This window comes from Novosphingobium sp. GV079 (assembly GCF_003058045.1).
Lineage (GTDB): Bacteria > Pseudomonadota > Alphaproteobacteria > Sphingomonadales > Sphingomonadaceae > Novosphingobium > Novosphingobium capsulatum.
In genome coordinates, this window is record NZ_QBUE01000006.1 from 1 (window position 1) to 23,623 (window position 23,623).

General features: G+C 64.8%; 17 protein-coding genes and 1 pseudogene. 7 read left to right on the top strand and 11 right to left on the bottom strand.

The window, feature by feature from the left end; translation table 11 throughout:
- The 4 genes and pseudogenes from C8K14_RS09825 to purU all read right to left on the bottom strand — a co-directional run.
- Positions 1-100 (bottom strand): annotated as a pseudogene (locus tag C8K14_RS09825) (electron transfer flavoprotein subunit beta/FixA family protein); the annotation flags it as partial.
- 22 nt (positions 101-122) lie between these two features.
- Positions 123-1,514 carry an L-serine ammonia-lyase gene (locus tag C8K14_RS09830; RefSeq protein ID WP_107716543.1) on the bottom strand — a complete coding sequence of 464 codons (1,392 nt, stop codon included), beginning with the start codon at positions 1,512-1,514 and terminating at the stop codon, positions 123-125.
- The gene (locus C8K14_RS09835; RefSeq protein WP_107716544.1) at positions 1,511-2,005 is read right to left on the bottom strand and encodes a prolyl-tRNA synthetase associated domain-containing protein; all 495 of its coding nucleotides are present in this window, start codon (positions 2,003-2,005) and stop codon (positions 1,511-1,513) included. Before C8K14_RS09835 ends, C8K14_RS09830 begins: the two co-directional genes overlap by 4 nt.
- On the bottom strand, positions 2,002-2,853 hold the full coding sequence (gene purU / locus C8K14_RS09840) for a formyltetrahydrofolate deformylase (RefSeq protein WP_199223718.1): 852 nt from the start codon (positions 2,851-2,853) through the stop codon (positions 2,002-2,004). Before purU ends, C8K14_RS09835 begins: the two co-directional genes overlap by 4 nt.
- 175 nt (positions 2,854-3,028) lie before the next feature.
- Here purU and C8K14_RS09845 point away from each other — a divergent pair, with 175 nt between their 5' ends.
- The 3 genes from C8K14_RS09845 (at position 3,029) to C8K14_RS09855 (ending at position 5,115) form a co-directional block, all read left to right on the top strand.
- Positions 3,029-3,979 carry a LysR family transcriptional regulator gene (locus tag C8K14_RS09845; RefSeq protein ID WP_022674616.1) on the top strand — a complete coding sequence of 317 codons (951 nt, stop codon included), beginning with the start codon at positions 3,029-3,031 and terminating at the stop codon, positions 3,977-3,979.
- A 151-nt stretch (positions 3,980-4,130) separates the two neighbouring features.
- Complete coding sequence (locus tag C8K14_RS09850; RefSeq protein WP_107716546.1) at positions 4,131-4,853, top strand: PAS domain-containing protein; 723 nt, start codon at positions 4,131-4,133, stop codon at positions 4,851-4,853.
- Positions 4,846-5,115, top strand: a complete 270-nt coding sequence (locus C8K14_RS09855) for a hypothetical protein (RefSeq protein WP_107716547.1) — start codon at positions 4,846-4,848, stop codon at positions 5,113-5,115. The genes C8K14_RS09850 and C8K14_RS09855 overlap by 8 nt, the downstream gene beginning before the upstream one ends.
- A gap of 18 nt (positions 5,116-5,133) precedes the next feature.
- Here C8K14_RS09855 and C8K14_RS09860 read toward each other — a convergent pair whose 3' ends face one another.
- From C8K14_RS09860 to C8K14_RS09885, 6 genes are read right to left on the bottom strand one after another with little or no spacing between them, the layout of a single operon-like run.
- Positions 5,134-5,664: a sarcosine oxidase subunit gamma gene (locus C8K14_RS09860; RefSeq protein ID WP_107716548.1), complete on the bottom strand. Its 531-nt coding sequence runs from the start codon at positions 5,662-5,664 to the stop codon at positions 5,134-5,136.
- A complete protein-coding gene (locus C8K14_RS09865; RefSeq protein ID WP_107716549.1) occupies positions 5,657-8,539 on the bottom strand; it encodes a 2Fe-2S iron-sulfur cluster-binding protein in 2,883 nt (960 codons plus the stop codon). The genes C8K14_RS09860 and C8K14_RS09865 overlap by 8 nt, the downstream gene beginning before the upstream one ends.
- Positions 8,536-8,808: a sarcosine oxidase subunit delta gene (locus C8K14_RS09870; protein ID WP_062785691.1), complete on the bottom strand. Its 273-nt coding sequence runs from the start codon at positions 8,806-8,808 to the stop codon at positions 8,536-8,538. Before C8K14_RS09870 ends, C8K14_RS09865 begins: the two co-directional genes overlap by 4 nt.
- A 22-nt stretch (positions 8,809-8,830) precedes the next feature.
- The gene (locus C8K14_RS09875) at positions 8,831-10,084 is read right to left on the bottom strand and encodes a sarcosine oxidase subunit beta family protein (RefSeq protein WP_022675220.1); all 1,254 of its coding nucleotides are present in this window, start codon (positions 10,082-10,084) and stop codon (positions 8,831-8,833) included.
- A gap of 1 nt (position 10,085) precedes the next feature.
- Positions 10,086-11,321 (bottom strand): SRPBCC family protein, encoded by a 1,236-nt coding sequence (locus C8K14_RS09880; RefSeq protein WP_107716550.1) that lies wholly within the window; start codon positions 11,319-11,321, stop codon positions 10,086-10,088.
- Between the two features lie 5 nt (positions 11,322-11,326).
- Positions 11,327-13,834, bottom strand: a complete 2,508-nt coding sequence (locus tag C8K14_RS09885) for an FAD-dependent oxidoreductase (protein ID WP_107716551.1) — start codon at positions 13,832-13,834, stop codon at positions 11,327-11,329.
- 451 nt (positions 13,835-14,285) lie between these two features.
- Between C8K14_RS09885 and C8K14_RS09890 the strand changes: the two genes are divergently transcribed.
- From C8K14_RS09890 to C8K14_RS09905, 4 genes are all read left to right on the top strand, one after another.
- Positions 14,286-16,790, top strand: a complete 2,505-nt coding sequence (locus C8K14_RS09890) for a TonB-dependent receptor (protein ID WP_107716552.1) — start codon at positions 14,286-14,288, stop codon at positions 16,788-16,790.
- Positions 16,791-16,953: 163 nt separating this feature from the next.
- The gene (locus tag C8K14_RS09895) at positions 16,954-19,158 is read left to right on the top strand and encodes a PQQ-dependent dehydrogenase, methanol/ethanol family (RefSeq protein ID WP_107716553.1); all 2,205 of its coding nucleotides are present in this window, start codon (positions 16,954-16,956) and stop codon (positions 19,156-19,158) included.
- A 2-nt stretch (positions 19,159-19,160) separates the two neighbouring features.
- A complete protein-coding gene (locus tag C8K14_RS09900) occupies positions 19,161-20,528 on the top strand; it encodes an amino acid permease (RefSeq protein WP_107716554.1) in 1,368 nt (455 codons plus the stop codon).
- A 217-nt stretch (positions 20,529-20,745) separates the two neighbouring features.
- Positions 20,746-22,596, top strand: a complete 1,851-nt coding sequence (locus C8K14_RS09905; RefSeq protein WP_107716555.1) for a DUF885 family protein — start codon at positions 20,746-20,748, stop codon at positions 22,594-22,596.
- Between the two features lie 116 nt (positions 22,597-22,712).
- Here C8K14_RS09905 and C8K14_RS09910 read toward each other — a convergent pair whose 3' ends face one another.
- The gene (locus C8K14_RS09910) at positions 22,713-23,603 is read right to left on the bottom strand and encodes an MBL fold metallo-hydrolase (protein WP_107716556.1); all 891 of its coding nucleotides are present in this window, start codon (positions 23,601-23,603) and stop codon (positions 22,713-22,715) included.
- Positions 23,604-23,623 lie beyond the last annotated feature (20 nt).

A 23,623-nucleotide genomic window follows, 5' to 3' on the forward strand; every position in this document is an offset into this window, starting at 1 on the left:
TCATCTTCACGTTCGCCAGCTCGACACCCGTGCCATCCGCCTTCACCCGCGGCTTCACGTTGTAGTCGATCACCCGCTTCACGCAGACCAGGGCTTTCATCGATACATCTCCTCGAACTCGCTCAGCATTCCACCACGTTGACCGCCACGACGTTCACCGCCAGGCCGCCTTGCGAGGTTTCCTTGTACTTGTCACGCATGTCTGCGCCGGTTTGGCGCATGGTTTCGATCACCTTGTCAAGACTCACCATGTGCTGGCCATCGCCCAGCATGGCGAGGCGCGAGGCGTCGATCGCCTTGACCGCGCCCATGGCGTTGCGCTCGATGCACGGGATCTGCACCAGCCCACCCACCGGGTCGCAGGTCAGGCCCAGGTTGTGCTCCATGCCGATTTCGGCGGCGTTTTCGATCTGGGCATTGTTGCCACCCAGCGCCGCCGTGAGGCCCGCCGCCGCCATCGAACAGGCCACGCCCACTTCGCCCTGGCAGCCCACTTCGGCGCCGGAAATGGAAGCGTTGCGCTTGTAGAGCGCACCGATCGCCGCCGCCGTCAGCAGGAACGTGCGCCGCCCGGCGCGATCGCCGCGATAGCAGCGCTCGTAATAGCGCAGCACCGCCGGAATGATCCCGGCCGCGCCATTGGTGGGTGCCGTCACCACGCGGCCACCAGCGGCGTTTTCCTCGTTCACCGCCATGGCCCACAGGTTGATCCAGTCGAGCACGGCAAGCGGCTCTGACAGCGACATCTGCTGGCGGTGCTGCAATTCCTGCGCCAGTGCGGCGGCACGACGCCGCACTTTCAGGCCGCCGGGCAGGATTCCGCCCTGCGCGCAGCCGCGATCGATGCAGGCGGCCATGGTATCGGCCAGCAGATCGAGCCCGGCGTCCACTTCGGACGGGCTGCGCCACGCCAGTTCGTTGGCCAGCATGATCTGGGCAAAGCTGAGGCCGGTTGCCTCGCCAATCTCGATCAGCTGCGCGGCAGAGGCAAAAGGATAGGGCAATTCCGGCACATCGAGCGCCGGCGCATTGCGGATCACCTCGTCCTCGTCGAGTACGAAGCCGCCGCCCACCGAATAGAACAGCCGCCGCGTCAGCATCTCGCCCGCTTCGTCCCAGGCCGCCAAGGCCATGGCATTGCTGTGATAGGGCTGCCGCTCGCGCTGGAGAAAGCGCATGTCCTGCGCCGGGGCAAACGCAACCTCGTGCTGCCCGAGCAGCGCGACGCGGCCCGATTGCTCCACCGCGGCAACGATGCCCGCCACCGCATCGGGATCGACCGTGGCAGGCACTTGCCCCGCCAGGCCCAGGATAATCGCCACGTCGGTGGCGTGGCCCTTGCCGGTCAGGGCCAATGACCCATAGAGATCGACCGATACCCGCACCGTGCGCGCCAGCAGGCCCGCAGCCTCCAGCGCCTCGGCAAAGCGGCGCGCGGCCACCATCGGCCCCACGGTGTGGGAACTCGATGGTCCGATGCCGATCTTGAACAGGTCAAACGTGCTGACGGTCATGGCCGCTCCGGAATGCCAGACACGATCGCGGAGTGATTCCACCCTTCCAGGGCGCGCAACAAATCGCCACCGGAAAGACCGATCGTTGCTGTGTTGCGCAAGGGATGAACGTGAACCCGTTCTGCGTCAACCAGATCCGCGTCGATCACCACGCGAACCGCGCCATCGGCATCGTTGATCACCGCGAGCGGTGTCACCGCGCCGGGCGTCACGCCCAACAGACGCTCCATGTCTTCCGGCTTGCCAAAGCTGAACTTTTTGGCGCCGACCGCGCCAGCCAGCCCCTTGAGGTCCACCCGCTTGGCATGGTCGACCGTTACCAGCCAGAAACTGCCATCGGCGTTCTTGAGGAACAGGTTCTTGGTGTGCGCCCCGGGCAGCGCGGCGTGGATCGCTTCGCTTCCATCCACGGTGAACACTGCCTCGTGTTCCAGGCTGGACCACACCACGCCCAGCGCAGCCAGATCGGCGTAGAGCCGGGCCTCGCTCACTTGAACACCACGGTGCGGTGGCCATTGAGCATGACGCGGTGCTCGCAATGGGCCTTGACCGCGCGGGTCAGCACACGGCTTTCGGTTTCCTGGCCCTGGGCGATCAGGTCATCGACGGTATCGGCATGGTCCACCATCGAGACATCCTGCGCGATGATCGGCCCTTCATCCAGATCGGGCGTTACGTAGTGGGCGGTGGCGCCCACCATCTTCACGCCGCGCTCGTATGCACGGTGATAGGGCATCGCGCCCTTGAACGCCGGCAGCGAGGAATGGTGGATGTTGATCACGCGGCCTTCCAGGGCGCGGCAGGTGGTGTCGGACAGCACCTGCATATACCGCGCCAGGATCACCAGATCGACATTCTGCTGCGCGATCATGTCCAGCAGCTTTGCTTCCTGCTCCACCTTGTTTTCCGGCGTGATCGGCAGATGGTGGAAGGGGATGCCCTCGTGCTCCACCCGGCGCTGCCAGGTGGTATGGTTGGACACCACGCTGGTCACTTCCATCGGCAGATACCGCGTGGCGGTGCGATAGAGCAGGTCATTCAGGCAGTGCCCGCCCTTTGACACCATGACCAGGGCGCGCACCTTGACCGACAGATCAAAGACCTTCCAATCGATGCCATAGGCACTGCCGACCGAGAGGAACGCGGCGTTGAAGCGATCCACCGTCATGCCTTCGGGCGCGGTGAAGGCCACGCGCATGAAGAAGCGGCCGGTGACGGCATCATCGAACTGCGCGCTTTCAACGATGTTGCAATCCTGCGCCGAAATCGACGTGGCGATCGCGGCCACCAGGCCCTTGCGATCCACACACGAGACAAGCAGGACGAAATCGGGTTTCAAAAGCGCCACGTCAGCTCCCTTTCGCTGGTTGCCCGCATCTGTAGGACGGCTTGCCCGCAACAGGAACGGGGCAGCGCAGACAATAAGCAGATATAATCTGGTAGTTCAGGCATCATGATGGCACAAGAGTGCAGCACGGGGGCGCGAGAGGGCGCGCACCCAAAGGATCATGCCCATGCGCCTGCCCGCCGAATTCGATCTGCACGGCTTGGAAGTGTTTGTCCTGACGGTGGAACTGGGCGGGATGACCGCCTGCGCCCAACAGTTGCGGATCACCCAGTCGGCGGTGTCGCAAACCATCACCCGGCTGGAACAGGGCATCGGCGCGCCGCTGTTCGATCGCTCGCTGCGGCCACTAGGCCTGACGCCATCGGGCCGCGCCCTGCACGAGCGCGCGCGCAAGCTGCTGGCCAGCGCGCGCACTGCCTATGACGAGGTGCGCGAAGGCGCGCAGCAGCCGATCGACCAGTTGACCGTGGGCATGAGCGAGAGCCTCGCCAACCTGCTCACCGCGCCGCTGCTGCGCCGGCACGGCATGCGCGTGGGTTCATGGCGCGTGCGATCGGGCATTTCGCTGCGCCAGCAGCAGGAATTCCTCGCCCGGCGCTGCGACATGCTGGTGACCGGCAGCAATACCCTGGAAAAACACCCGGGCATCGAGCATCACGACGTGATCGACGATCCGTTCGTGATGATCTTTCCGGCCGACCACAGCGGCAGCATCGATCCGGCCGACGTAGCCGAGCGCATGCCGTTCGTGCGCTATTCGCTCGATACCGGCATGGGCCAGCGCATCGAAAGCCAGTTGACCCGCATGAAGCTGCGCCTGCCCAATGTGATCGAGGTGGAGATCATCCACCAGCAATTGACCACGGTGGGCATGGGCATCGGCTGGAGCATCACCTCGTTGCTGTGCCTCGCGGCCCTGCCCCAGCTGATGCCGCAGCTGCGCGTCGAACCCCTGCCGCGCGGCCGCTTTGCCCGCCGCATCCAGGTGGTAGCGCGGATGGGCGAACTGGGCGATCTGCCTGGCCAGACTGCTGCCCTGGCGCGCGAGACCCTGCTGGATCAGGTCCTGCCGCCGCTGATGACCAACCTGCCCTGGGCCGGACCTCTGCTCGGGTGATCCGGCGGCCATGAGAATCGCGGCAACCCCAAAAAGTGCGCTTTTCCGCCATTTTTGCCGGAACCTTTGCATTAACTAAGGATTAGAGCCCCGTCGCGAAGGTGCGCGTGGGGCACGCCTGACCGGGTGTTGGGGAACTCCGGCAGTAATCATGACTAACAACGAACTTTCACGGCAGGTTGCCGGAATCTCGCAACTCTCGCTGGCTGCGGCGCTCGACCAGAGCGTGGATTGCGTCAAGGTTATCGGGCTTGATGGCGCGGTAACTTACGTCAATCCCAATGGCTTGTGCGCCATGGAGATCGATACGCCGTCAGACGTGCTGGGCAAGCGCTGGGACACGCTCTGGCCCGAAGAAGGCCGGCCGCATATCGCCAGCGGCTTTGCCACGGCCCAGGCCGGCGGTGTATCGCGGTTTCGTGCCCATTGCCCCACGGCCAAGGGCAACAGCCGCTGGTGGGACGTGAGTGTTTCGGCGCTGCGCGACGATACCGGCAAGCTGATCAGCTATCTGGCCGTGTCGCGCGACGTGACTGATGCCGAACTCTCCCGCCAGGTGCTGGAAACCGCCACGCGCGAGTTGCACCATCGGCTGCGCAACACCTATACGATGATTTCCAGCCTGATCCGCGGCTTTGCCCGTGGCGACGCGCACAACGATGCCTTTGCCGGGCAGATGGCCGAACGCCTGATTGCGATGGGCCGCGCCCAGGCCCTGTTCACCAGCCTGGAAGTGCCGTGCAGCCTGGTCGAACTGATCGATGCGCTGGTCCTGCCCTTTGGCAGTGCGTTCTGCCCGGTGGCGACCGACAAGGTGCGCGACATGCCGATTGCGCGCGCCCTGGCTGACAACGATCGCCCTGGTCGTGGGTGAACTGGCGGTCAATTCCTCGAAGCATGGCGCGATCGCGCATGGCGGCGCTATCACGCTGTCGAGCGAGGATCAGGACGGCGACATCGTGATCACCTGGCACGAGGTTTCGAACCGCCCCGTGCAGGCAACCTCGCGCGATGGCGGCCAGGGGCTGAACCTCATCAACCGCATCGTGCGGCTGCGCGAGGGCGCGATCGACCTGGACTGGCAGCCCGATGGCCTGACCGCGCGCCTGCGCTTCAAGGGCGGTGTGGCGGCCTGAATTTCAGGCCAATTCTGCTTAGCCGCGTTCCGCCGCCTTGAGTGCGTGCCACAACCATGGGGCAAAGCTGCGCCACACGAACACGCGGAACACGGTTGCGCTTTCGCGCCACAGGATCACTTCCACCGTTTCGAAAACGGTGCGGGTGGCGCGGCCCACAGCAAACCGGTCGAGATCGAGCGGACATCCCGATGACAGGACGGTGGCCGCCCCTGCCCCCTCCACCCGGATGACCACGCCGCGCGCGGAAATGTCCACCACGCTCACCGGTTGCCCGGCGCCATCGGGCAGCGCGGTGCCGGCAGGCAGATCGGCCAGCCATTCGTCTGGCCCGAGGCAGGCGATGCCATCCAGCGTCTCGCCAATGCGCGCCGGTACAGCGCGGCCGATCACGCCTGAAAGCGCCTGCGCCGTGCGGGCGCGCAGCGACCAGCGGCTGGCCGGTGCTTCCAGCGTCAGCGCCACGCCCGAGGCGGTAACTGCCTGGGCTTCCAGCGCCAGATCGGTGCTGGCCACGGCCAGGGCGGGGATCGCAAGGACATCAGACATCGAGGCGGCTCCCTTGCGGATCATAGAACACGGTGCTGGCGCTCACCCGCGCGCGGATCGTGCGGCCGGGCATCGGCACATGGATCACCTGGCCATCGCGCGCGCGGCCGTCGGCAATCACCGCCATGGCGATGGAGCGGCCCAGCGTGGCGCTGTGATACGACGAGGTGACGTGGCCCAGCATGGTCATCGGCACCGGCTGATCGGGATCGGCCACGATCTGCGCGCCTTCTTCCAGCACTTCCTGCGGGTCTTCGGTCAGCAGCCCGACCAGTTGCTTGCGCCCCGGTGCGCTCATGTCGGGCCGGGCGAGCGAGCGCTTGCCGACGAAATCGGGCTTCTTGGTGCCCACTGCCCAGGCCATGCCGGCGTCGTCCGGGGTCAGCGTGCCGTCGGTATCCTGCCCAACGATGACATAGCCCTTTTCGGCGCGGAGCACGTGCATCGTCTCGGTGCCATAGGGGGTGATGCCGTGGGCCTGGCCAGAGGCGTGGATCGCCTCCCACACCATGCGCCCATGCTCGGCCGGCACGTTGACTTCATAGCCAAGCTCACCGGTAAAGCTCACGCGGAACAGGCGCGTCGGCACGCCGCAGATACGGCCCTCGCGAATGGCCATGTGCGGAAAGGCGCCAGGCGCCAGATCGATGCCTTCGACCAGCGGCGCAATCACCGCGCGGGCGAGCGGCCCCTGCACCGCGATCACCGCCCACTGCTCGGTCGTGCTGGTCAGCCAGACGTCGAGATCGCTCCATTCGGTCTGGAGATAGTCTTCCATCATCGCCAGCACGCGCGCCGCGCCGCCGGTGGTGGTGGTCAGGTGGAAACGATCGGGTGCCAGGCGCGCCGAAACGCCATCGTCGGTGATAAAGCCATCCTCGCGCAGCAGCAGCCCATAGCGGCAGCGGCCGGGTGCCAGCGCCTTCCACGGGTTGGTGTACATGCGGTTGAGGAATTCGGCGGCATCGGGCCCGACCACCTCGATCTTGCCCAAGGTCGATGCATCGAACATGCCCACCTGCTGGCGCACGGCCAGGCACTCGCGCGCCACGGCGGCGCGCATGTCTTCGCCGCCTTGGGGGAAATAGCGCGCACGGCGCCATTGCGCCACGTTCTCGAACACCGCGCCGCGCGCATCGGCCCAGCCGTCGATCACCGTCTTGCGGATCGGCTGGAAAAGCGCATCCTTGTGATGCCCCATCAGCGCGCCGAACGTCTGCGGCGTATAGGGCGGGCGGAACGTGGTGAGGCCGATATCGGTCACCGGCTTGGCCAGACTGCCCGACGCGATCTGCAAGCCATTGAGGTTGCTGGTCTTGCCCTGGTCGGTGGCCATGCCGTTGGTGGTATAGCGCTTGATATGCTCGATCGAGCGCATGCCCTCGCGCACCGCCAGATCGATGTCGCGCGCCTTCACGTCGTTCTGGAAATCGACGAAAGCCTTGGTCTGCCAGATCGGCTTGGGGCCAGGCAGCGTGCCCAGCGCCAGGCCCGCGCCCATGTCCCAGGCGCCTGCCCCGGCGCCCACGGCGCGGCAGTTTTCCTGCGCCACGTCGGGCAGATAGGCGCCCCAGGCATTGTCCCAGCGCAAGCTGCCCTTGGCGTGGCTCCACAAATGCACGGTCGGCGTCCAGCCACCGGCCATCAGCAGCGCATCGACCGCCAGTTGCTGGCCCTGCCCGGTGCCACCGGGGGCAAAGGTCACGCCGGTCACCCCATGGCGGCCCGCCACCTGCGTGACGGCATGGCCAAGATGCACGGCAATCCCCGCGCCGCGCACGGCAGCAACCAGATCGGCCGCCACTTCGCCCCGCAAGTCGATCACCGCCACCACGTTGACGCCAGCCGCCTTGAGCGCCAGCGCATCGCGCCAGCCGCTGTCGTGCACCGCCATCACGGCCACGGCGCGGCCCACCGCCACGCCGTAGCGCACCGCCAGCGTGCGCCCGGCGCTCGACAGCATCACCCCCGGCACGTCGTTGCCATCGAACACCAGCGGGCGCTCGATCGCACCCTGGGCCAGGATGACCTCGCCGGCGCGGATGCGCCACAGCCGCTCGCGCGCGCCGCTCGCCTGCGCCGGGGCCAGATGATCGGTCAGCTGCTCCACCGCGCCCACGAAGTTCTGGTGGTAATAGCCGAACGCGGTGGTGCGGGTCAGCACCGTCACGTTGCCGAGCCGGCGCAGCGCCATGGCCTTGTCGGCCACTTCGCCCCACAGCGCCTGGTCCGACAGGGCACCGCCGCCCAGTTCGTCCTGCTCGTCGATCAGGATTACCCGGCCGCCGTCGGCCGCCGCCGCCAGCGCGGCATCGATCCCGGCCAGGCCACCGCCCACCACCAGCACTTCGCAATGGGCATAGGTGGCGTCGTAATGATCGGGATCGCGCTCCGTCGGGCTGGCGCCAAGGCCCGCCATGCGCCGGATCGCCGGCTCATAGAGCTTTTCCCAGGCCGAACGCGGCCACATGAATGTCTTGTTGTAGAAACCCGCGGGAAAGAACGCACCAAGCCGATCGTTGACCGCGCCCAGGTCGAACTTGAGCGAGGGATAGCGGTTCTGGCTTTGCGCGGTAAGGCCCTGATACAGCGGCACGGATGGCGCGCGCAGATTGGGCGTGCGCCGGCCCCACCCCGGCCCGGCCCCACCGCGGTCCACCGTCACCAAGGCATTGGGCTCTTCCGTCCCCATGCCCAGAATGCCGCGCGGGCGGTGATACTTGAACGAGCGGCCGAACAGCATCTGCCCGGATGCCACCAGCGCCGAAGCCAGGCTGTCGCCGGCAAAGCCGCGATGGGCGCGCCCGTCAAAGGTGAAATCCAGCGGCGCGGCGCGGTTGACGCGGCCGCCGGCAGGAAGACGATAGCCGCTCATTTACGCGGTTCCCCGGCCTTGTAGGTCTGTTCGAAACGATCGCTCACGGTATCGCGCACGGCATTGAAGAAACGCCCGCAACCGTGGGTATGCCGCCAGCGTTCGTGATGGCGCCCGCGCGGATTGCGGCGGATGTAGAGATAGTGCTCCCATTCCTCGTCGCTCAGCGTTGCGGGATCGAGCGGGCGCGCGATATGCGCCTCGCCACCATAGACGAATTCCACCTCGGGGCGGTCTTCTTCGCAATAGGGGCAATGAATCAACAGCATGGCTTGGTTCCCTGCGCCTTGCTCAGTGGGCCACGGCGGCTGCGGCCGCCTCGTCGATCATCCGCCCGTTGCGGAACCGATCGAGCGTGAACGGCGCGTTGATCGCGTGCGGGGCATCGTGGGCGATGGTATGCGCCAAAAGATCCGCCGCGCCCGGCGTCGCCTTGAACCCGCCCGTGCCCCAGCCACAGTTGACATAGAGGCCCTGAACCGGAGTCTTGCCCAGGATCGGCGAGCGATCGGGCGTCACGTCGACGATCCCGCCCCAGGTGCGCAGCATGCGCATGCGGGTAAAGATCGGGAAGATCTCGCAGATCGCCGCCAGGGTATGCTCGATGATGTGGAACGCCCCGCGCTGCGAATACGAGGTATATTGGTCCGTCCCCGCGCCGATCACCAGTTCGCCCTTGTCGGACTGGCTGATATAGGCATGCACGGTGTTGGACATGACCACGCAAGGGAAGATCGGCTTGACCGGCTCTGACACCAGGGCCTGCAGCGGATAGCTTTCCAGCGGGAATTGCAGGCCGGCCATGTTCATGACGACCGAGGTATTGCCCGCCGCCGATACGCCGATCTTCTTTGCCCCGATAAAGCCGCGCTCGGTCTCCACCCCCAGCACCGCGCCATCGGGCCCGCGCCGGATGCCGGTGACGGCGCAGTTCTGGATGATATCGACGCCCAGCGCCGTCGCCTTGCGGGCATAGCCCCAGGCCACGCTATCGTGCCGCGCGGTGCCGCCGCGCCGCTGCAACGCGCCGCCCAGCACCGGATGGCGCGCGTTGGGCGAAATATCGAGCGGCGGGCAATAGGCCTGGCATTCTTCCGGGCTCAACCATTCATTGTCCACGCCGTTCAGGCGGTTGGCGTGGATGTGGCGCTTGAAGCTCTGGATGTCGTGCACGTTGTGCGCCAGCATCAGCACGCCGCGCTTCGAATACATCACGTTGTAGTTGAGCTCCTGGCTCAACCCGTCCCACAGCTTGACCGCATGGTCATAGAGGTGGGCGCTTTCATCATAGAGGTAGTTCGAGCGGATGATCGTGGTGTTGCGCCCGGTGTTGCCACCGCCCAGCCAGCCTTTTTCGATCACCGCAACATTGGTGATCCCATACTTGGCCGCCAGGTAATAGGCCGCGCCCAGGCCATGCCCGCCCGCGCCCACGATGATCACGTCATAGGCCGCCTTGGGTGCCTTGTCGGGCCATTGCTCCGGCCACGACTGGTGCCCCGAAAAAGCCTGCGCGATGAGATTGAGCCCGGAAAAGCGCATCATCTTATGGCTGTCCTGCCGCTTCCAGCGCGGCCTTGGCGCGCTCGACGTAGAAGGTCTTGAAGGCATCGACGAGGTTTTCCTCGAGCGCGTAGGGCCCGGGGCGATAGCCATCGGTGACGATGCCGGCGTGGTTCATTTCCGCCAGGTGGCGGTCCTGGCGGTTGGTCGCCTTCCACACGTGGGTCAGGTTCTCCACGGTGTAGTCTTCGCCTTCCACCGCATCTTCGTGCACCAGCCACGAGGTGCGCAGGATCGAACGATCCGGCCCCTGCGGCATCACGCTGAACGTCACCACGTGATCGCAGCAGAAGTGGTGCCAGGAATTGGGCTGGGTCCATACCGAAACGCTGGTCGGTTCGGCGTGCTCAACCGGCCAGATCAGCTTCCTGGAAGCCGGCTGCCCGTCCATGGTCTGCGACAGCGCCCCGTGCGCCAGGCTGAGGCGACCCACGCGATGCCAGCCGCCATCGGGAAATTCGACCAGGTCGCGCCACACGCCCATGGCTTTCCAGCGCTCCACCTGGGCAGTCACATCGTCTTCATCAGCCGCGTCGCCGTCTTCCGGGTTGCCCCGGCCAAAGCCCGATCCACTCAGCGAATTGAGCAGTTCGGGGTGGTTGGCCTCGCAGTGATAGCACTCGCGGTTGTTTTCCATGACCAGCTTCCAGTTGGCCGTGTCATGCAGGTCTTCGACCGCGGCCACCTTGAGCTTGTCCATGTTGTAGATGCCGATGGCGGCCGCGATGTCCTGCTTGGCCGGTTCGATCGGCGGCGGATTGTCCGCCAGGCAGATGAACAGCAGGCCGCCGCAGTTTTCCAGCGCCACCTGGCGCAGGTTGTGTGCGCCCTTGTCAAAATCGTCGGGCATGCCGCGCGCGGCGATCAGCTTGCCATCCAGGCCGAATGTCCAGAAGTGATAAGGGCACATGATGCGCGGCATCGTGCCGGCCTGAACCTGGCAAATGCGCGATCCGCGATGGGTGCAGGTGTTGTAGAACGCGCGCACCTCGCCATCGCGGCCGCGCACGATGAACACCGAGTTGTTGGCCATTTCAAAGACGTAGAAATCGCCAGGGTTCTTCACGTGGGCCACGGTACAGGCATAGAGCCACACCGACTTGAGCATCACCTCGGTATCGAAGCGAAAGGCTTCCTCGCTGGTGTAAAGCGCCTGCGGCAAGGTGTAGCCGGGGCGATCCTGGTTCAGCAGTTCGGCAATCGAAGCGAAATTGCGCATGGGAACTAGCTCCGCAATGCAAGGTTTTCGGGGTCGAAGGGCGAGTCTGGGATCACCACGGCCTTGTGCATCGTTCCGAGAATGGAAATCTCGAGTTCGGTGCCAAGGTTTGCGTGTTCAGGTGCGATCATCGCCAGCGCCAGCGACTTGGCCGTGCGCCAACCATAGCCGCCCGACGTGGCGCGGCCAACCAGTTGTCCATCGCGATAGATCGCTTCGGAGCCGCGGGCATCGGCATCGGTGACGCCCAGCACCTCCAGGGTAACCAGAGTAGAAGAAAGACCGGCTTCCTTCTTCGCCAGCAGCCCGTCACGGCCAACGAAGTCCGGCTTCTTCATGGATATGAAGCGTTCAAGCCCGCTTTCCAGCGCGTTGTATTCCACCGAAAGTTCGCGCGGGATCAGCTTGTAGCTCTTTTCCAGCGCCATCGACGTCATCGCCCGGATGCCAAAGGGCTTGATGTCGAATTCGGCGCCGGCTTCCATCAGCTTGTCGAAGATGTAGTTCTGCATCTCGATCGGGTGGTGGAATTCCCAACCCAGCTCGCCGATGAAGTTCACGCGCAGCGCATCGCACGGCGCCGCGCCGATCGAGATGCGCTTGCCCGTCAGCCACGGGAACGCCTCGTTCGACAGATCGGTGCGGGTCACCTTGGCCAGCACGTCGCGGGCACGCGGCCCGGCCAGGACCAGCACGCCCATTGCCGTGGTCAGCCGCTCGAACTTGACCGAACCGTCGGCGGGCAGCGCCTTGATCAGATAGTCATGATCGTGCTGCTCCAGCGCGCCGGCCGAAACCAGGTAATAGCTTTGCGGCCCGCGCTTATAGACGGTAAACTCGCTGCGCACGCCGCCAGCCGGCGTCAGCAGGTACGACAGGCTGACCCGGCCGATCTTCTTGGGCACCGCGTTGGACAACAGCTTGCCCAGCCATTCTTCCGCACCAGGGCCGGAAATCAGGCACTTGGCAAACGCGCTCATGTCCTGAATGCCAACCTTTTCCGTCACATGGCGGCATTCATTGCCAACATGCTCGAAGTAGTTGGAGCGGCGGAACGACCACTTTTCACGGATCGGCGCACCCGGCACATCGGGATGATTGTGGTTGAGCAGCGTTTCGGGACGGTCGAGATCGGCGTCGGTCAGTTCATAGCCGTCGGGCGCGAACCAGTTGGGGCGCTCCCAGCCGAACACGCTGCCAAACACCGCGCCCAGCTTCTTCATGCGGTCATAGCATGGCGTCTGGCGCAGCGGGCGGGCAGCCTCGCGCTCTTCATCGGGATAGTGAACGGTGAACACCTTGGCATAGGCTTCCTCGTTCTTTTCGATGAGATAGCCTTCGTCGGCATAAGTGCCGAAGCGGCGCGGATCGACCCCCATCATGTCGATGGTGGGTTCGCCGTCCACAATCCAGTGGGCCAGCTGCCAACCCGCGCCGCCGGCTGCCGTGATGCCGAAGCTGTGACCTTCATTGAGCCAGAAGTTCTTCAGCCCCGGCGCAGGACCGACGATGGGCGACCCGTCGGGCGTGTAGGCAATGGCGCCGTTGTAAACCTTCTTGATCCCCAGCTCACCAAAGGCGGGCACGCGCTCGATCGCCGAGAGGATATAGGGCTCCAGGCGTTCGAGAGCATCGGGGAACAGTTCATATTCGCTATTGGCGGCCGGCCCCTTCACATAGCAGGCCGGTGCGCCGACTTCATACGGGCCAAGCAGCAGGCCGCCGGCTTCCTCGCGCATGTACCAGCTCGAGTCGCTTTCGCGCAGCACGCCCATTTCGGGCAGGCCCTTGGCGCGGCGCTCCATGATCGCGGGGTGCTGTTCGGTGACGATGTACTGATGCTCGACCGGGATCACCGGCACATCCAGGCCGACCATCGCGCCCGTCTGGCGGGCAAAGCTGCCGGTGGCCGAAACCACATGCTCGCAGGTGATATCGCCCTGGTCGGTGGCCACCACCCATTCGCCGTTGGCCTTCTGGGTGATGCCCGTGACCGTGGTATTGCGCATGATCGTGGCGCCCCGCTGGCGCGCCCCCTTGGCCAGGGCCTGGGTCAAGTCGGCCGGCTGGATATAGCCATCGGCGGGATGCTGGATCGCGCCGAGCACCCCGTCCATCTGTGCCAGTGGCCAGATTTCATGCACTTGCTCAGGGGTGAGAAAGTTTACGTCCACCCCGATGGTCTTGGCCACGCCCGCATAATAGCGGTATTCGTCCATGCGATCGGGGCTGTTGGCGAGGCGAATGTTCGACACGCGCGAGAAGCCGACATTGAGGTCGGTTTCCGCTTCCAGGCTGGGATAGAGATCAACCGAATACTGGTGCAGCTTGCCGACCGAGTAGGACAGGTTGAACAGCGGCAGCAGGCCGGCGGCATGCCAGGTAGAGCCCGAGGTCAGTTCCTTGCGCTCGATCAGCACGACATCGGACCAGCCCATCTTGGCCAGGTGATACAACGTGCTGACGCCGACGACGCCGCCACCAATCACCACAACGCGCGCACTAGTCTTCATGTCATGCCTCGGCTTTGCTTGGCTGCCTATTTGCAGAAGGGCTATTCCAGCGCGGGAACCGGCGCAATCACGGTGCCACACCATTTTGGAAACTAATGCGAGGGATTAGAAATAATGCTTGCCCCAAGGTCGGGGTGCGCGGCATTGCGAGTCCGTCAACCGCGACATTCCACATCGCCTCGCCCGGCCCTGCCGCCACGGCGCCCGGCACGGTAGCGCATTAGGCAAGTTAATGAGAGTAGTAAGTAGGTGTTATTACCAAACGAAACTGGTGCAGTTAATTTTATATGGTAAAATCATATACTTGACCGTTATGATACCGTAATCCCACAAGGCCGGAAGAAAGCTTTTCCACTGTTGCTGAAGGCTTGCTGCGCCTGCGTTCCTGATGCACGATCCCGGTGCAGGTATTGTGCCCCCGAACGAGGGGCCGGCTTGGAGGGAAGCTGTCATGCGTCACCTGGTATTCTCGGGCACTGTCCTGAATCAAAAATCTGTTCTCCAACACTTTGGTGCGCGTGCGCGCCATGGCCGATCGGGCATCCGCATCATGGCGCTGGCCGCCACGGCGCTGATCCCCGGCCTGGCCCAGGCCCAGGCGCCCGCACCGGCCGAAACCGCCGCCCCGCAAACCGATAACGGCACGGGCGACATCGTGGTGACGGCACAGCGCCGCGAGCAGAAGCTCAACGACGTGGGCATCGCCGTCTCGGTCATTTCCGCCAAGGACTTGCGCGCGCTCAACATCAACAACGCCACCGATATCGTGCGCGCGATCCCCAACCTGAAATACAACGCCTATGGCTCGAGCCAGGTGGTGTTCAACATTCGCGGCGTGTCGCAGAACGACTATGGCGACCAGCAGGAACCGCCGGTTGCCGTCTATCAGGACGACAGCTACGCCGCCTCGATCACCACGGCCGGCTTCCCGATCTTTGACTTGGCCCGCACCGAGGCGCTGCGCGGGCCGCAGGGCACCCTGTTTGGCCGCAATGCCACCGGCGGCGCGGTGCAGTTCATTTCCAACCAGCCCAGCCACGAGTTCGGCGGCTATCTCTCCGCCACCACCGGTAGCTTCAACCAATCGATCTTCGAAGGCGCGGTCACCGGCGGGCTGACCCAGACGCTCTCGGCCCGTGTTTCGGGCGTGTATGATCGCGATTCCGGCTATATCAAGAACCTGCTGCCGGGCGGGGCCAATCTGGGCGCCAACAACCATTGGGCCACGCGCGGCATCCTGCAGTGGGACCCGACCAGCGATTTTCGCGCCCGCCTGACGGTGCGCTATACCCAGGCCGATCACGAACGCCAGGCTGGCGTCTATACCCTGACCCCGGCTTGCCCCAATGCGCAGTTCCAGGGCGAATTCCTGGCCGCCAACCAGGTCTGCGACTATTGGAACAACTATGGCGGCACGTCGTACAACGGCGGCGTGCCCGGCTCGGTCGCCAATGGCTATGCCAACCCGGCGATCACCGCCACCCAGGGCGGCAACCCGTGGCAGACCTACAGCGCGGGCGAAAACTATGTGAACCGCAAGCAGTTTGCCGCCACGCTGCGCCTGGAAGCCAAGCTGGGCGCGTTCGACGTCACGTCGATTACCGATTACCAGAACCTCGCCAAGTTCTATATCGAGAGCGATGATGGCGTGCCGGGCCTGCCCTATGTGGAAGGGGCTGCACTGCCGCCGTTCACCACTGGCCCCTGCGCCAGCGCGCCCAGCGTCACCTGCTATGCCTCGGGCACGATCTTCTATCAGCGCGCCCGAACCCAGCAGATCACGCAGGAACTGCGCGCCGCCACCCATTTCGGCAACAACTACCTGACCATGGGCGCGTTCGGCATGCTGCTGACCGGCAACTATGGCGCCAAGTATGCCACGCCGTTCGACCAGTACGATCCCACCGTGCAGTTCTACCAGCGCACCAAGTCCTTCGCGGTCTTTGCGCAGGACGAATACAAGTTCGACGATCACTGGAAGCTGATCTTGGGCGCCCGCTACTGGCGCGACAGCAAGCTGGCCTGGTACCGCGCGGCAGAGGCGATTTCGGGCCTCACCGTCAACTGGGGCCCCAGCGGCATCAACTTCTTCGATCCCACCGGCGCTGCCCAAGCCAGCGGCATCACGGTCACGCCGTCGGCCGCCTCACCCACCTATGACGGGGTGACCGCGCGCGCCGAGCTGGATTACAAGCCTGGCCCCGATACGCTGCTCTATGCCAGCTACAACCGTGGCTCCAAGTCGGGCGGGTTCACCTTCTCCACCGGCACACCGTTCCCCGGCCAGGCCCTGATCGATACGCTCAACAACATCCCCTACCGGCCCGAGACGCTCAACGACTATGAAGTGGGCCTCAAGACCAAGATCGGCCGCAACATCCAGTTCAACCTTGCGGCATTCTACTATGATTACAAGAACTACCAGGCCTATGTTCAGGTCGGTTATACGCAGCTGGTGCGCAACCTGCCGGCCACGATCAAGGGCGTGGAAGCCGAACTGACGGCCCACCCGATCGAAGGGTTCACGCTTCAGGCCTCGGCCGCGGTGCAAGACAGCAAGGTCAAGAACGTGCTGCTGCCCGATGGCGTGACAGTCGTGAACCACGATCTGCCCCAGGCCCCCGGCTTTTCCGGCAACGCCCTCGTCCGCTATGAATTCGGCATGGGCGGCGCGCGCGTCTCGCTGCAGGGTGACGCGCTCTATACCGGCAAGTTCTGCTTCTCGGTGCTCTGCGCGCCAGACGAGCGCGAAGGCGCCTATCACGTGGAAAATGCCCGCATCGGCGTGATCCCGGCGGGCGGCAAGCTGGAGCTGGCGTTCTTCGTCAACAACCTGTTCAACCGGGTCTATCGCTCCTACGCCTTCGACGGCTCGCTCTATTGGGGCGATGCGCTGAGCGTCTATGGCAAGCCGCGCACCTGGGGCCTGACTGCCCGCATCAACTTCGGCAACTGACCCATGCCTGGGCCGAACCTGTGACGGGTTCGGCCCGGGTTTCGACAAGACATGATGACGGCCATGGCGCATCCGGGCCACGTGGGGCGGCGAGGCGATTGCAGCTGTGGATAGACTGTGATCTATCTTGCCAAGTTCCCTGCCCCACCGGAAAGTGAGGCCCATGAAGACCCTGCGCCAGGCTGTCCTGATCCTGCTTGCCTCTGCCGCTATGGGCGGCGGTGCCCTGATGCTCAACGCCTGCACCAGCGCGCGGGCCGATACGCCAGTTGCGGGGGCTGATCGCGCGGCGGCGGCCACGGCCGGGGCCGAATGGCCGCTGACCGGGGGTAATACGGCGGGCACCTGGTATTCCGCGCTTACCGATATCAACGAAACCAACGCCGCCTCGCTGGGCTATGCCTGGTCTTACGACATGGGCACCGAACGCGGCCAGGAAGCCACGCCCCTGGTGGTCGGCGGGGTGATGTATACCTCTGGCGTCTGGGGCAATGTCTATGCCCTCGACGCCGCCACTGGCGCGCTCCTCTGGCAATACGATCCCGAAGTGGATGGGCAGTGGGGCCGCAATGCCTGCTGCGACGTGGTCAACCGCGGGGTCGCCTATCGCGACGGCACGGTGTTCGTCGCGTCGGAAGACGGGCGGCTGCACGCGATCGATGCCAAGACCGGCAAGGCCCGCTGGATCGCCGATACGATCGTCAACCACAAGCAGCCCTATGCCTCTACCGGCGCGGTGATCCTGACCAAGGACGCGGTGGTGATCGGCAATGCCGGCGCCGATATCGGCGATGGCGATCTGCGCGGCTATATCTCGGCCTGGGATATCAAGACCGGCACGTTCAAATGGCGCTTCTTCACGGTGCCGCCCGCGCCCGGACAGCCGTTCGAGCATCCCGAGCTGGCCATGGCGGCCAAATCATGGGGGCCCAACCGCGATGGCCGCACCCAGAACGGCGGCACGGTGTGGGACGGGTTGTCCTACGATCCCGAAACCGACCAGATCGTGTTCGGCACCGGCAACGCCTCGCCTTACCTGCGTTCGGCCGACGGCGTGCGGCATGATGACCTGTTCAACGCCTCAATCATCGCGGTCAATGCTCAGAGCGGGCGGATGAACTGGTACTACCAGACGACGCCGGGCGACGAATGGGACTATGATGCGGTCCAGAAGTTCGTCTTTGCCAACCTGACCATCGCCGGCCAGCCCCGCCGCGTGGTGATGCAGGCCTGCAAGAACGGCTTTTTCTATACGCTGGACCTGAAAACGGGCAAACTTCTGTCGGCTGATCCGTTCACCTATGTGAACTGGGCCAAGGGCGTGGACCTTGCCACCGGCCGGCCGCTGGTTACCGAGCATGCCGACTATTCGAAAAGCCCGAAGAACGTCTATCCTTCGTGGGCCGGCGGGCACACCTGGAACCCGATGTCGTTCAGCCCGCAGACCGGGCTCGTCTATATTCCCGCGATCGATGCCGGCAACGTCCTGCTCAACATGAAGGCCAACGGCGGCTCGCTCACCCATCTCGAAGGCTTCTTCTCGTCAGACGGGATTTTCCCCGACGATCTCTATGATCCCGCCGCGCTGAAGCGCGTGTTCGGCCCGCTGCCCGCCAAAGACGATCTGCAGAAAGAGCGCCCTGGCGTGAAACTGGTGCGCGAGGTGCTGCGCGCATGGGATCCGGTGGCCAGAAAGGTGGTGTGGGAACGCGTTACCTCGCAAGGGGTGCGCGGCTATGACGGCGGGGTGCTGAGCACGGCGGGCAACCTGGTGCTCCAGGGACGCGGCGATGGCAGCTTGTGGATCTATAACGCCCGCACCGGCGCGCCGATCAAGACGATCCAGACCGGCAGCCACATCATGGCCGCGCCGATGACCTACAAGATCGGCGGCGTGCAATATGTGGCGGTTCAGGCCGGCTATGGCGGATCGGGCATCACGTTCCCGATCCCGCCCTCCAGCGCGGCCTATGCCAATCGCAACGCCAACCGCATCCTGGTGTTCAAGCTGGGTGGCGGCGCGGTGCCGATGCCCGACAAGCGCGAGACCCCGCCCTATCTGCCACCCCCGCCGCTCAAGGCAAGCCCGGCGCTGATCGCCCGGGGCGAGGACAAGTTCACCGAGAACTGTTCGCGCTGCCACGTGCTGGGCACGCCGGGTGTCACGCCCGATCTTTCGCGCCTGCCGCCCGAAGTGCACTCCAGCTTCAACGATATCGTGCTGAAAGGCGCGCTGGCACCGATGGGTATGGCCCGGTTCGATGATGTGGTGACAAAGGCCGATGTCGAGGCCATCCATGCCTATCTGATCGACCAGCAGCGCCAGGGTTACCAGGCGCAACAGTCTGCCAAGAAAGCGAGCCACTGATCATGTCTGCATCTCCCCCCGGCGAAGCGCTGGCCCATTCGTTGAAGCCGCGCCATGTCGCCATGATTTCGATCGGGGGCATCATCGGCGCCGGGATCTTCGTGGGATCGAGCGCCGCGATCCACATTGCCGGGCCGGCCGTGCTGCTGACCTATGCGCTGTGCGGCGCGCTGGTCTTCGTGATCATGCGCATGCTGGGCGAAATGGCCATGGCGCGCCCGGGCGTCGGCTCCTTCACCGGCTATGCCGCGCTGGGGCTTGGCCCATGGGCAGGGTTCACCACGGCCTGGCTCTATTACTATTTCTGGGTGATCACCATCGCGGTGGAGGCGATTGCCGGCGCCAACATGCTGATGCCGTTCATTCCCCTGCCGATGTGGGCGCTGGCCGCGCTGCTGATCGCCGCGATGACGCTGGTGAACCTGTTCTCGGTCAAGACCTATGGCGAGTTCGAGTTCTGGTTCGCCTCGCTCAAGGTGATCACGATCATCGGGTTCATGGCCCTTGGCCTTGCTTATATCTTCGGCTTCGGACCAGGACTGGCGCGGCTGACCGCTGGTTTTGCCAGCCATGGCGGCGCATTTCCCATGGGGCTGGGCGCGGCGTTCACCGCCATTCCGGTGGTGATCTTTTCGATGATGGGTTCGGAAGTGGCGACCATCGCTGCCGTGGAAACCGAAGACCCGGCGCGCAACATCGTGCGCGCGGCGCGCACCGTCACCTTGCGCATCATGTTCTTTTACATCGGCTCGATCGCGGTGATTCTGGCGATCCTGCCATGGGATAGCGTGATTTCGGGCAAGTCACCGTTCGTGGCGGCACTGTCGATCATCAAGGTGCCCGGCGCGGAAGCGGTGATCGGTGCGGTGATCTTTACCGCGATCGTCTCGTGCCTCAATTCGGCGATCTACGTAACCTCGCGCATGCTGTTTGAAATGGCGCAGCGCGGCGATGCCCCGGCAGCGTTCGGCCGCGTTTCGCCGCGGCGTGTGCCGGCGCTGGGCATCATCGTTTCGGGCGTGGCCGGCTTTGCCGTGGTGCTGTCTTCGGTATTTTCGCCCGATGCGCTCTTCACCTTCTTGCTGCAATCGTCGGGCGCGACGATCCTGTGCGTCTATCTGCTGATTTCCCTGAGCCAGATCGCCCTGCGCCGCCGGCTTGATGCTGCGGGTGAGCAGTTGACGGTCAAGGTCTGGGCGTTTCCCGTGATTTCGTGGACGGCGGTGGGCGGGATCATCGCCGTGCTGGTGATGATGGCGATGATGCCCGATCAACGCCTGCAGGTGGCGCTGAGCCTGGCGGTCTTTGCCGCCTGCGTCAGCGCCCATTTCCTGCGACGGCAGCGCGCCCGCAACGCCCAGGTCGCCTGATCGCGAGACCCATCGTGGCCGATCGCAACCAGGGCGATATCCCGTTTGCGATCGGCCAACGACATGCTGGGATCGACCAGCGTCTTTGCTTTCAACCGCAACCATCCGCTATCGCGCGAAGGTGGTTGCCATTGCTGTGGCAGCCCTTCCCCCCCGCTGCCGCGCCCGGCGCCCCCCTCAATACGGGCGCGGCAGCCACTTTGTAACGGACTTGCCGATGAACCGCCGCCACATCCTCAAGGCCGGCGCCGCCAGCGCCGGGCTGGCCGCCCTCTCGAGCCTGGGCACTGCCCGCGCCGCAACCACCGCTTCCACCATCCCTGCCAACGATGCGGCTTCCAGTTCCGGCGAAGACCGGCGGCTCAATGCCCTGTTCGACAGCATGCTGGCCGATCAGCTGGCGCACTCGCCAGAAATGGCCACCGGCCTGGGCGTGGACAGCGGCGCCCACGCTGGCGCCAAGGCGCGCCTCGATGATCGCTCGCTCCACGCGTGGGAAGACGCCAAGGCCCGCACCGCGCGCGACCTGGCCGCCCTGCGCAAGATCGACGCCGCCAAGCTGACCGGCAACAACCGCTGGAACTATGCCAGCATCCTCTATTCCACCCAGCTCAACGACACGATGAACCGCACGTTTGCAACGGTCGGTTCGCCCTATGTCGTCACGCAGTTGACCGGCTGCTATCAGCAGATCCCCGATTTCCTCGATAGTCAGCACACCATCGCCAATGCGGCCGATGCCGATGCCTATCTTTCACGGCTGGACGCCTTTGCCACCGCGATCGACCAGGACAGCGCCGCCGTGCGCCACGACGTGGCCGCCGGCGTGGTGCCGCCCGATTTCATCCTGGCCAAGGCCCTCACCCAGCTCAAGGCGCTGCGCGACGTGCCGGCGGCGCAGTCCAACATGGTGTCGTCGATCGTCCACCGCACGGCGGAGCAGCACATCCCCGGCCAGTGGCAGGCCCGCGCCGAAGCCATCGTGGCCAAGCGCGTGCAGCCCGCGCTCGATCGCCAGATCGCGCTGATGGAAAGCCTGCAGCCCAAGGCGGTGCACACCGCCGGGGTCGCCCGCCTGCCCAAGGGCGAGGAACTCTACCGCCTGTCGCTGCAGAGCTATACCACCAGCGACATGGCGCCGGAGGAAATCCACCGCACCGGCCTGGAACTGATCGCGCAGCAAAGCGCGCAGGCCGATGCCATCCTCAAGAGCCAGGGCTATACTCAGGGCACCGTGGGCCAGCGCCTGCGCGCGCTATATGACGATCCCAAGTTCCGCTATCCCAATACCGACGAAGGCAAGGACAAGCTGCTGGCCGACCTCAACCGCCAGGTCGAGGCGATGGAAGCGCGCCTGCCGCAGTATTTCGGCACCCTGCCCAAGACCAAGCTGGACATCCGCCGCGTGCCCAAGGCCACCGAGGCTGGCGCGCCGGGCGGCTATTACCAGAATGGCTCGCTCGACGGGACGCGCCCGGGCGCCTATTACATCAACCTGCGCGACACCGCCGAAGTACCGAGCTGGACGCTGCCCACGCTGACCTATCACGAAGGCGTGCCGGGCCACCATCTGCAGCTCTCGCTGGCCCAGGAAGCCGGACTGCCGACGCTGCGCAAGATCCAGTTCTTTTCCGGCTATGGCGAAGGCTGGGCGCTCTATGCCGAACAGCTCGCGGTGGAAATGGGCGTCTATGAAAACGACCCACTCGGCCATGTCGGCCAGCTGCACGACAGCATCTTCCGTGCCGTGCGCCTGGTGGTGGACAGCGGCATGCACGCCAAGGGCTGGAGCCGCGAACAGGCGGTGAAATTCTATACCGACACCATCGGCGATCCCGAAACCATGGCGATCACCGAAGTGGAGCGCTATTGCGTGTGGCCGGGCCAGGCGTGCAGCTACATGCTGGGCAAGCTCGACTGGCTGCGCCTGCGGGCCAAGGCGCGCGCGGCGCTGGGCAGCAAGTTCGATATCCGCACGTTCCACGATGCCGGCCTGCTGCCCGGCGCAATGCCGCTGCCAGTGCTGGACCAGTGCATCGACGGCTATATCGCCGCCGCACAGACCTGATCAGGCTAAACCGACAGGGTGGCGTGGGACCCCGGACCAAGTCCGGGGTGACGAGAAATGATTGAAGTGAGGACGTCGCCCCGGACTTGATCCGGGGCCCCACACGCCCGTACGAATTACTCATCCCACGGCGGAATTTCCCCTGCGCCCACCTTGCTCGACGTGCCGAGCAGGAACCCGCCATAGACCTCGGTCGCGTCGGGATAGGCCTTGTTCATTGCCGCAGCGATCTCTGCCGACGAATGGCTGGCGGCGCGCGCGGCCACGAACGTCTTGATATAGTCGCGCGTCCAGCCGATCGCGCCATTGTCGTTGGCCGCGCCGGGGTGGCGATGCCCGGCAATCACCGTCACCGGACGCAGCGCATCGAGGCGGTCGAGCGTGGCGAGCCAGGCCGCATAGCGCGCCGGCGTATGTTCACCCAGCCACACGTGCACGCCATTGTAGAGCACGTCACCCGCCACCAGGGTACGCGCCTGGGCATCCCACACCACGGTCGAATCAACATGATCGCCCTGCATCGGCCCCAGCACCTGCAGGCGATGCCCGTCCAGGTCGATGCTGTCGCCGGTCATCGCCACCGGTTGCACGGCGCGATGGGGTGCGTTGGTGCCCAGTTGCCCGCTCCAGCGCTTGAACTTGATCGGGATGGACCGGGCCATATCGTGCGCCGCCACAGGATTGGCCACGATCTGCGCATCGGGAAAGGCATCGGCCAGCACATCCAGACCGAAGAAGTGATCGGGATGATCGTGCGTGATCACGATGGTCTGCAGATGCTTGCCGCTATCAAGCACGGCAGCAGCGACGCGATAGGCATCGGACCGGGCAAACGGCACGTCGACCAAGACCGCGTTCTTGTCTCCCTTGATCAGGGTGACATTGGCAAACATGCTGATCGGGCCGGTGGGAATGACCTCGTATTGCAGCGGTTTTTCCGCCGATTGGGCCAGGGCCGGTGTCGCGCCCAGCAGCGCTGCGGCCAACATGAACATAGGCATCTTCATGATAGAGGTCTCCTTCCACG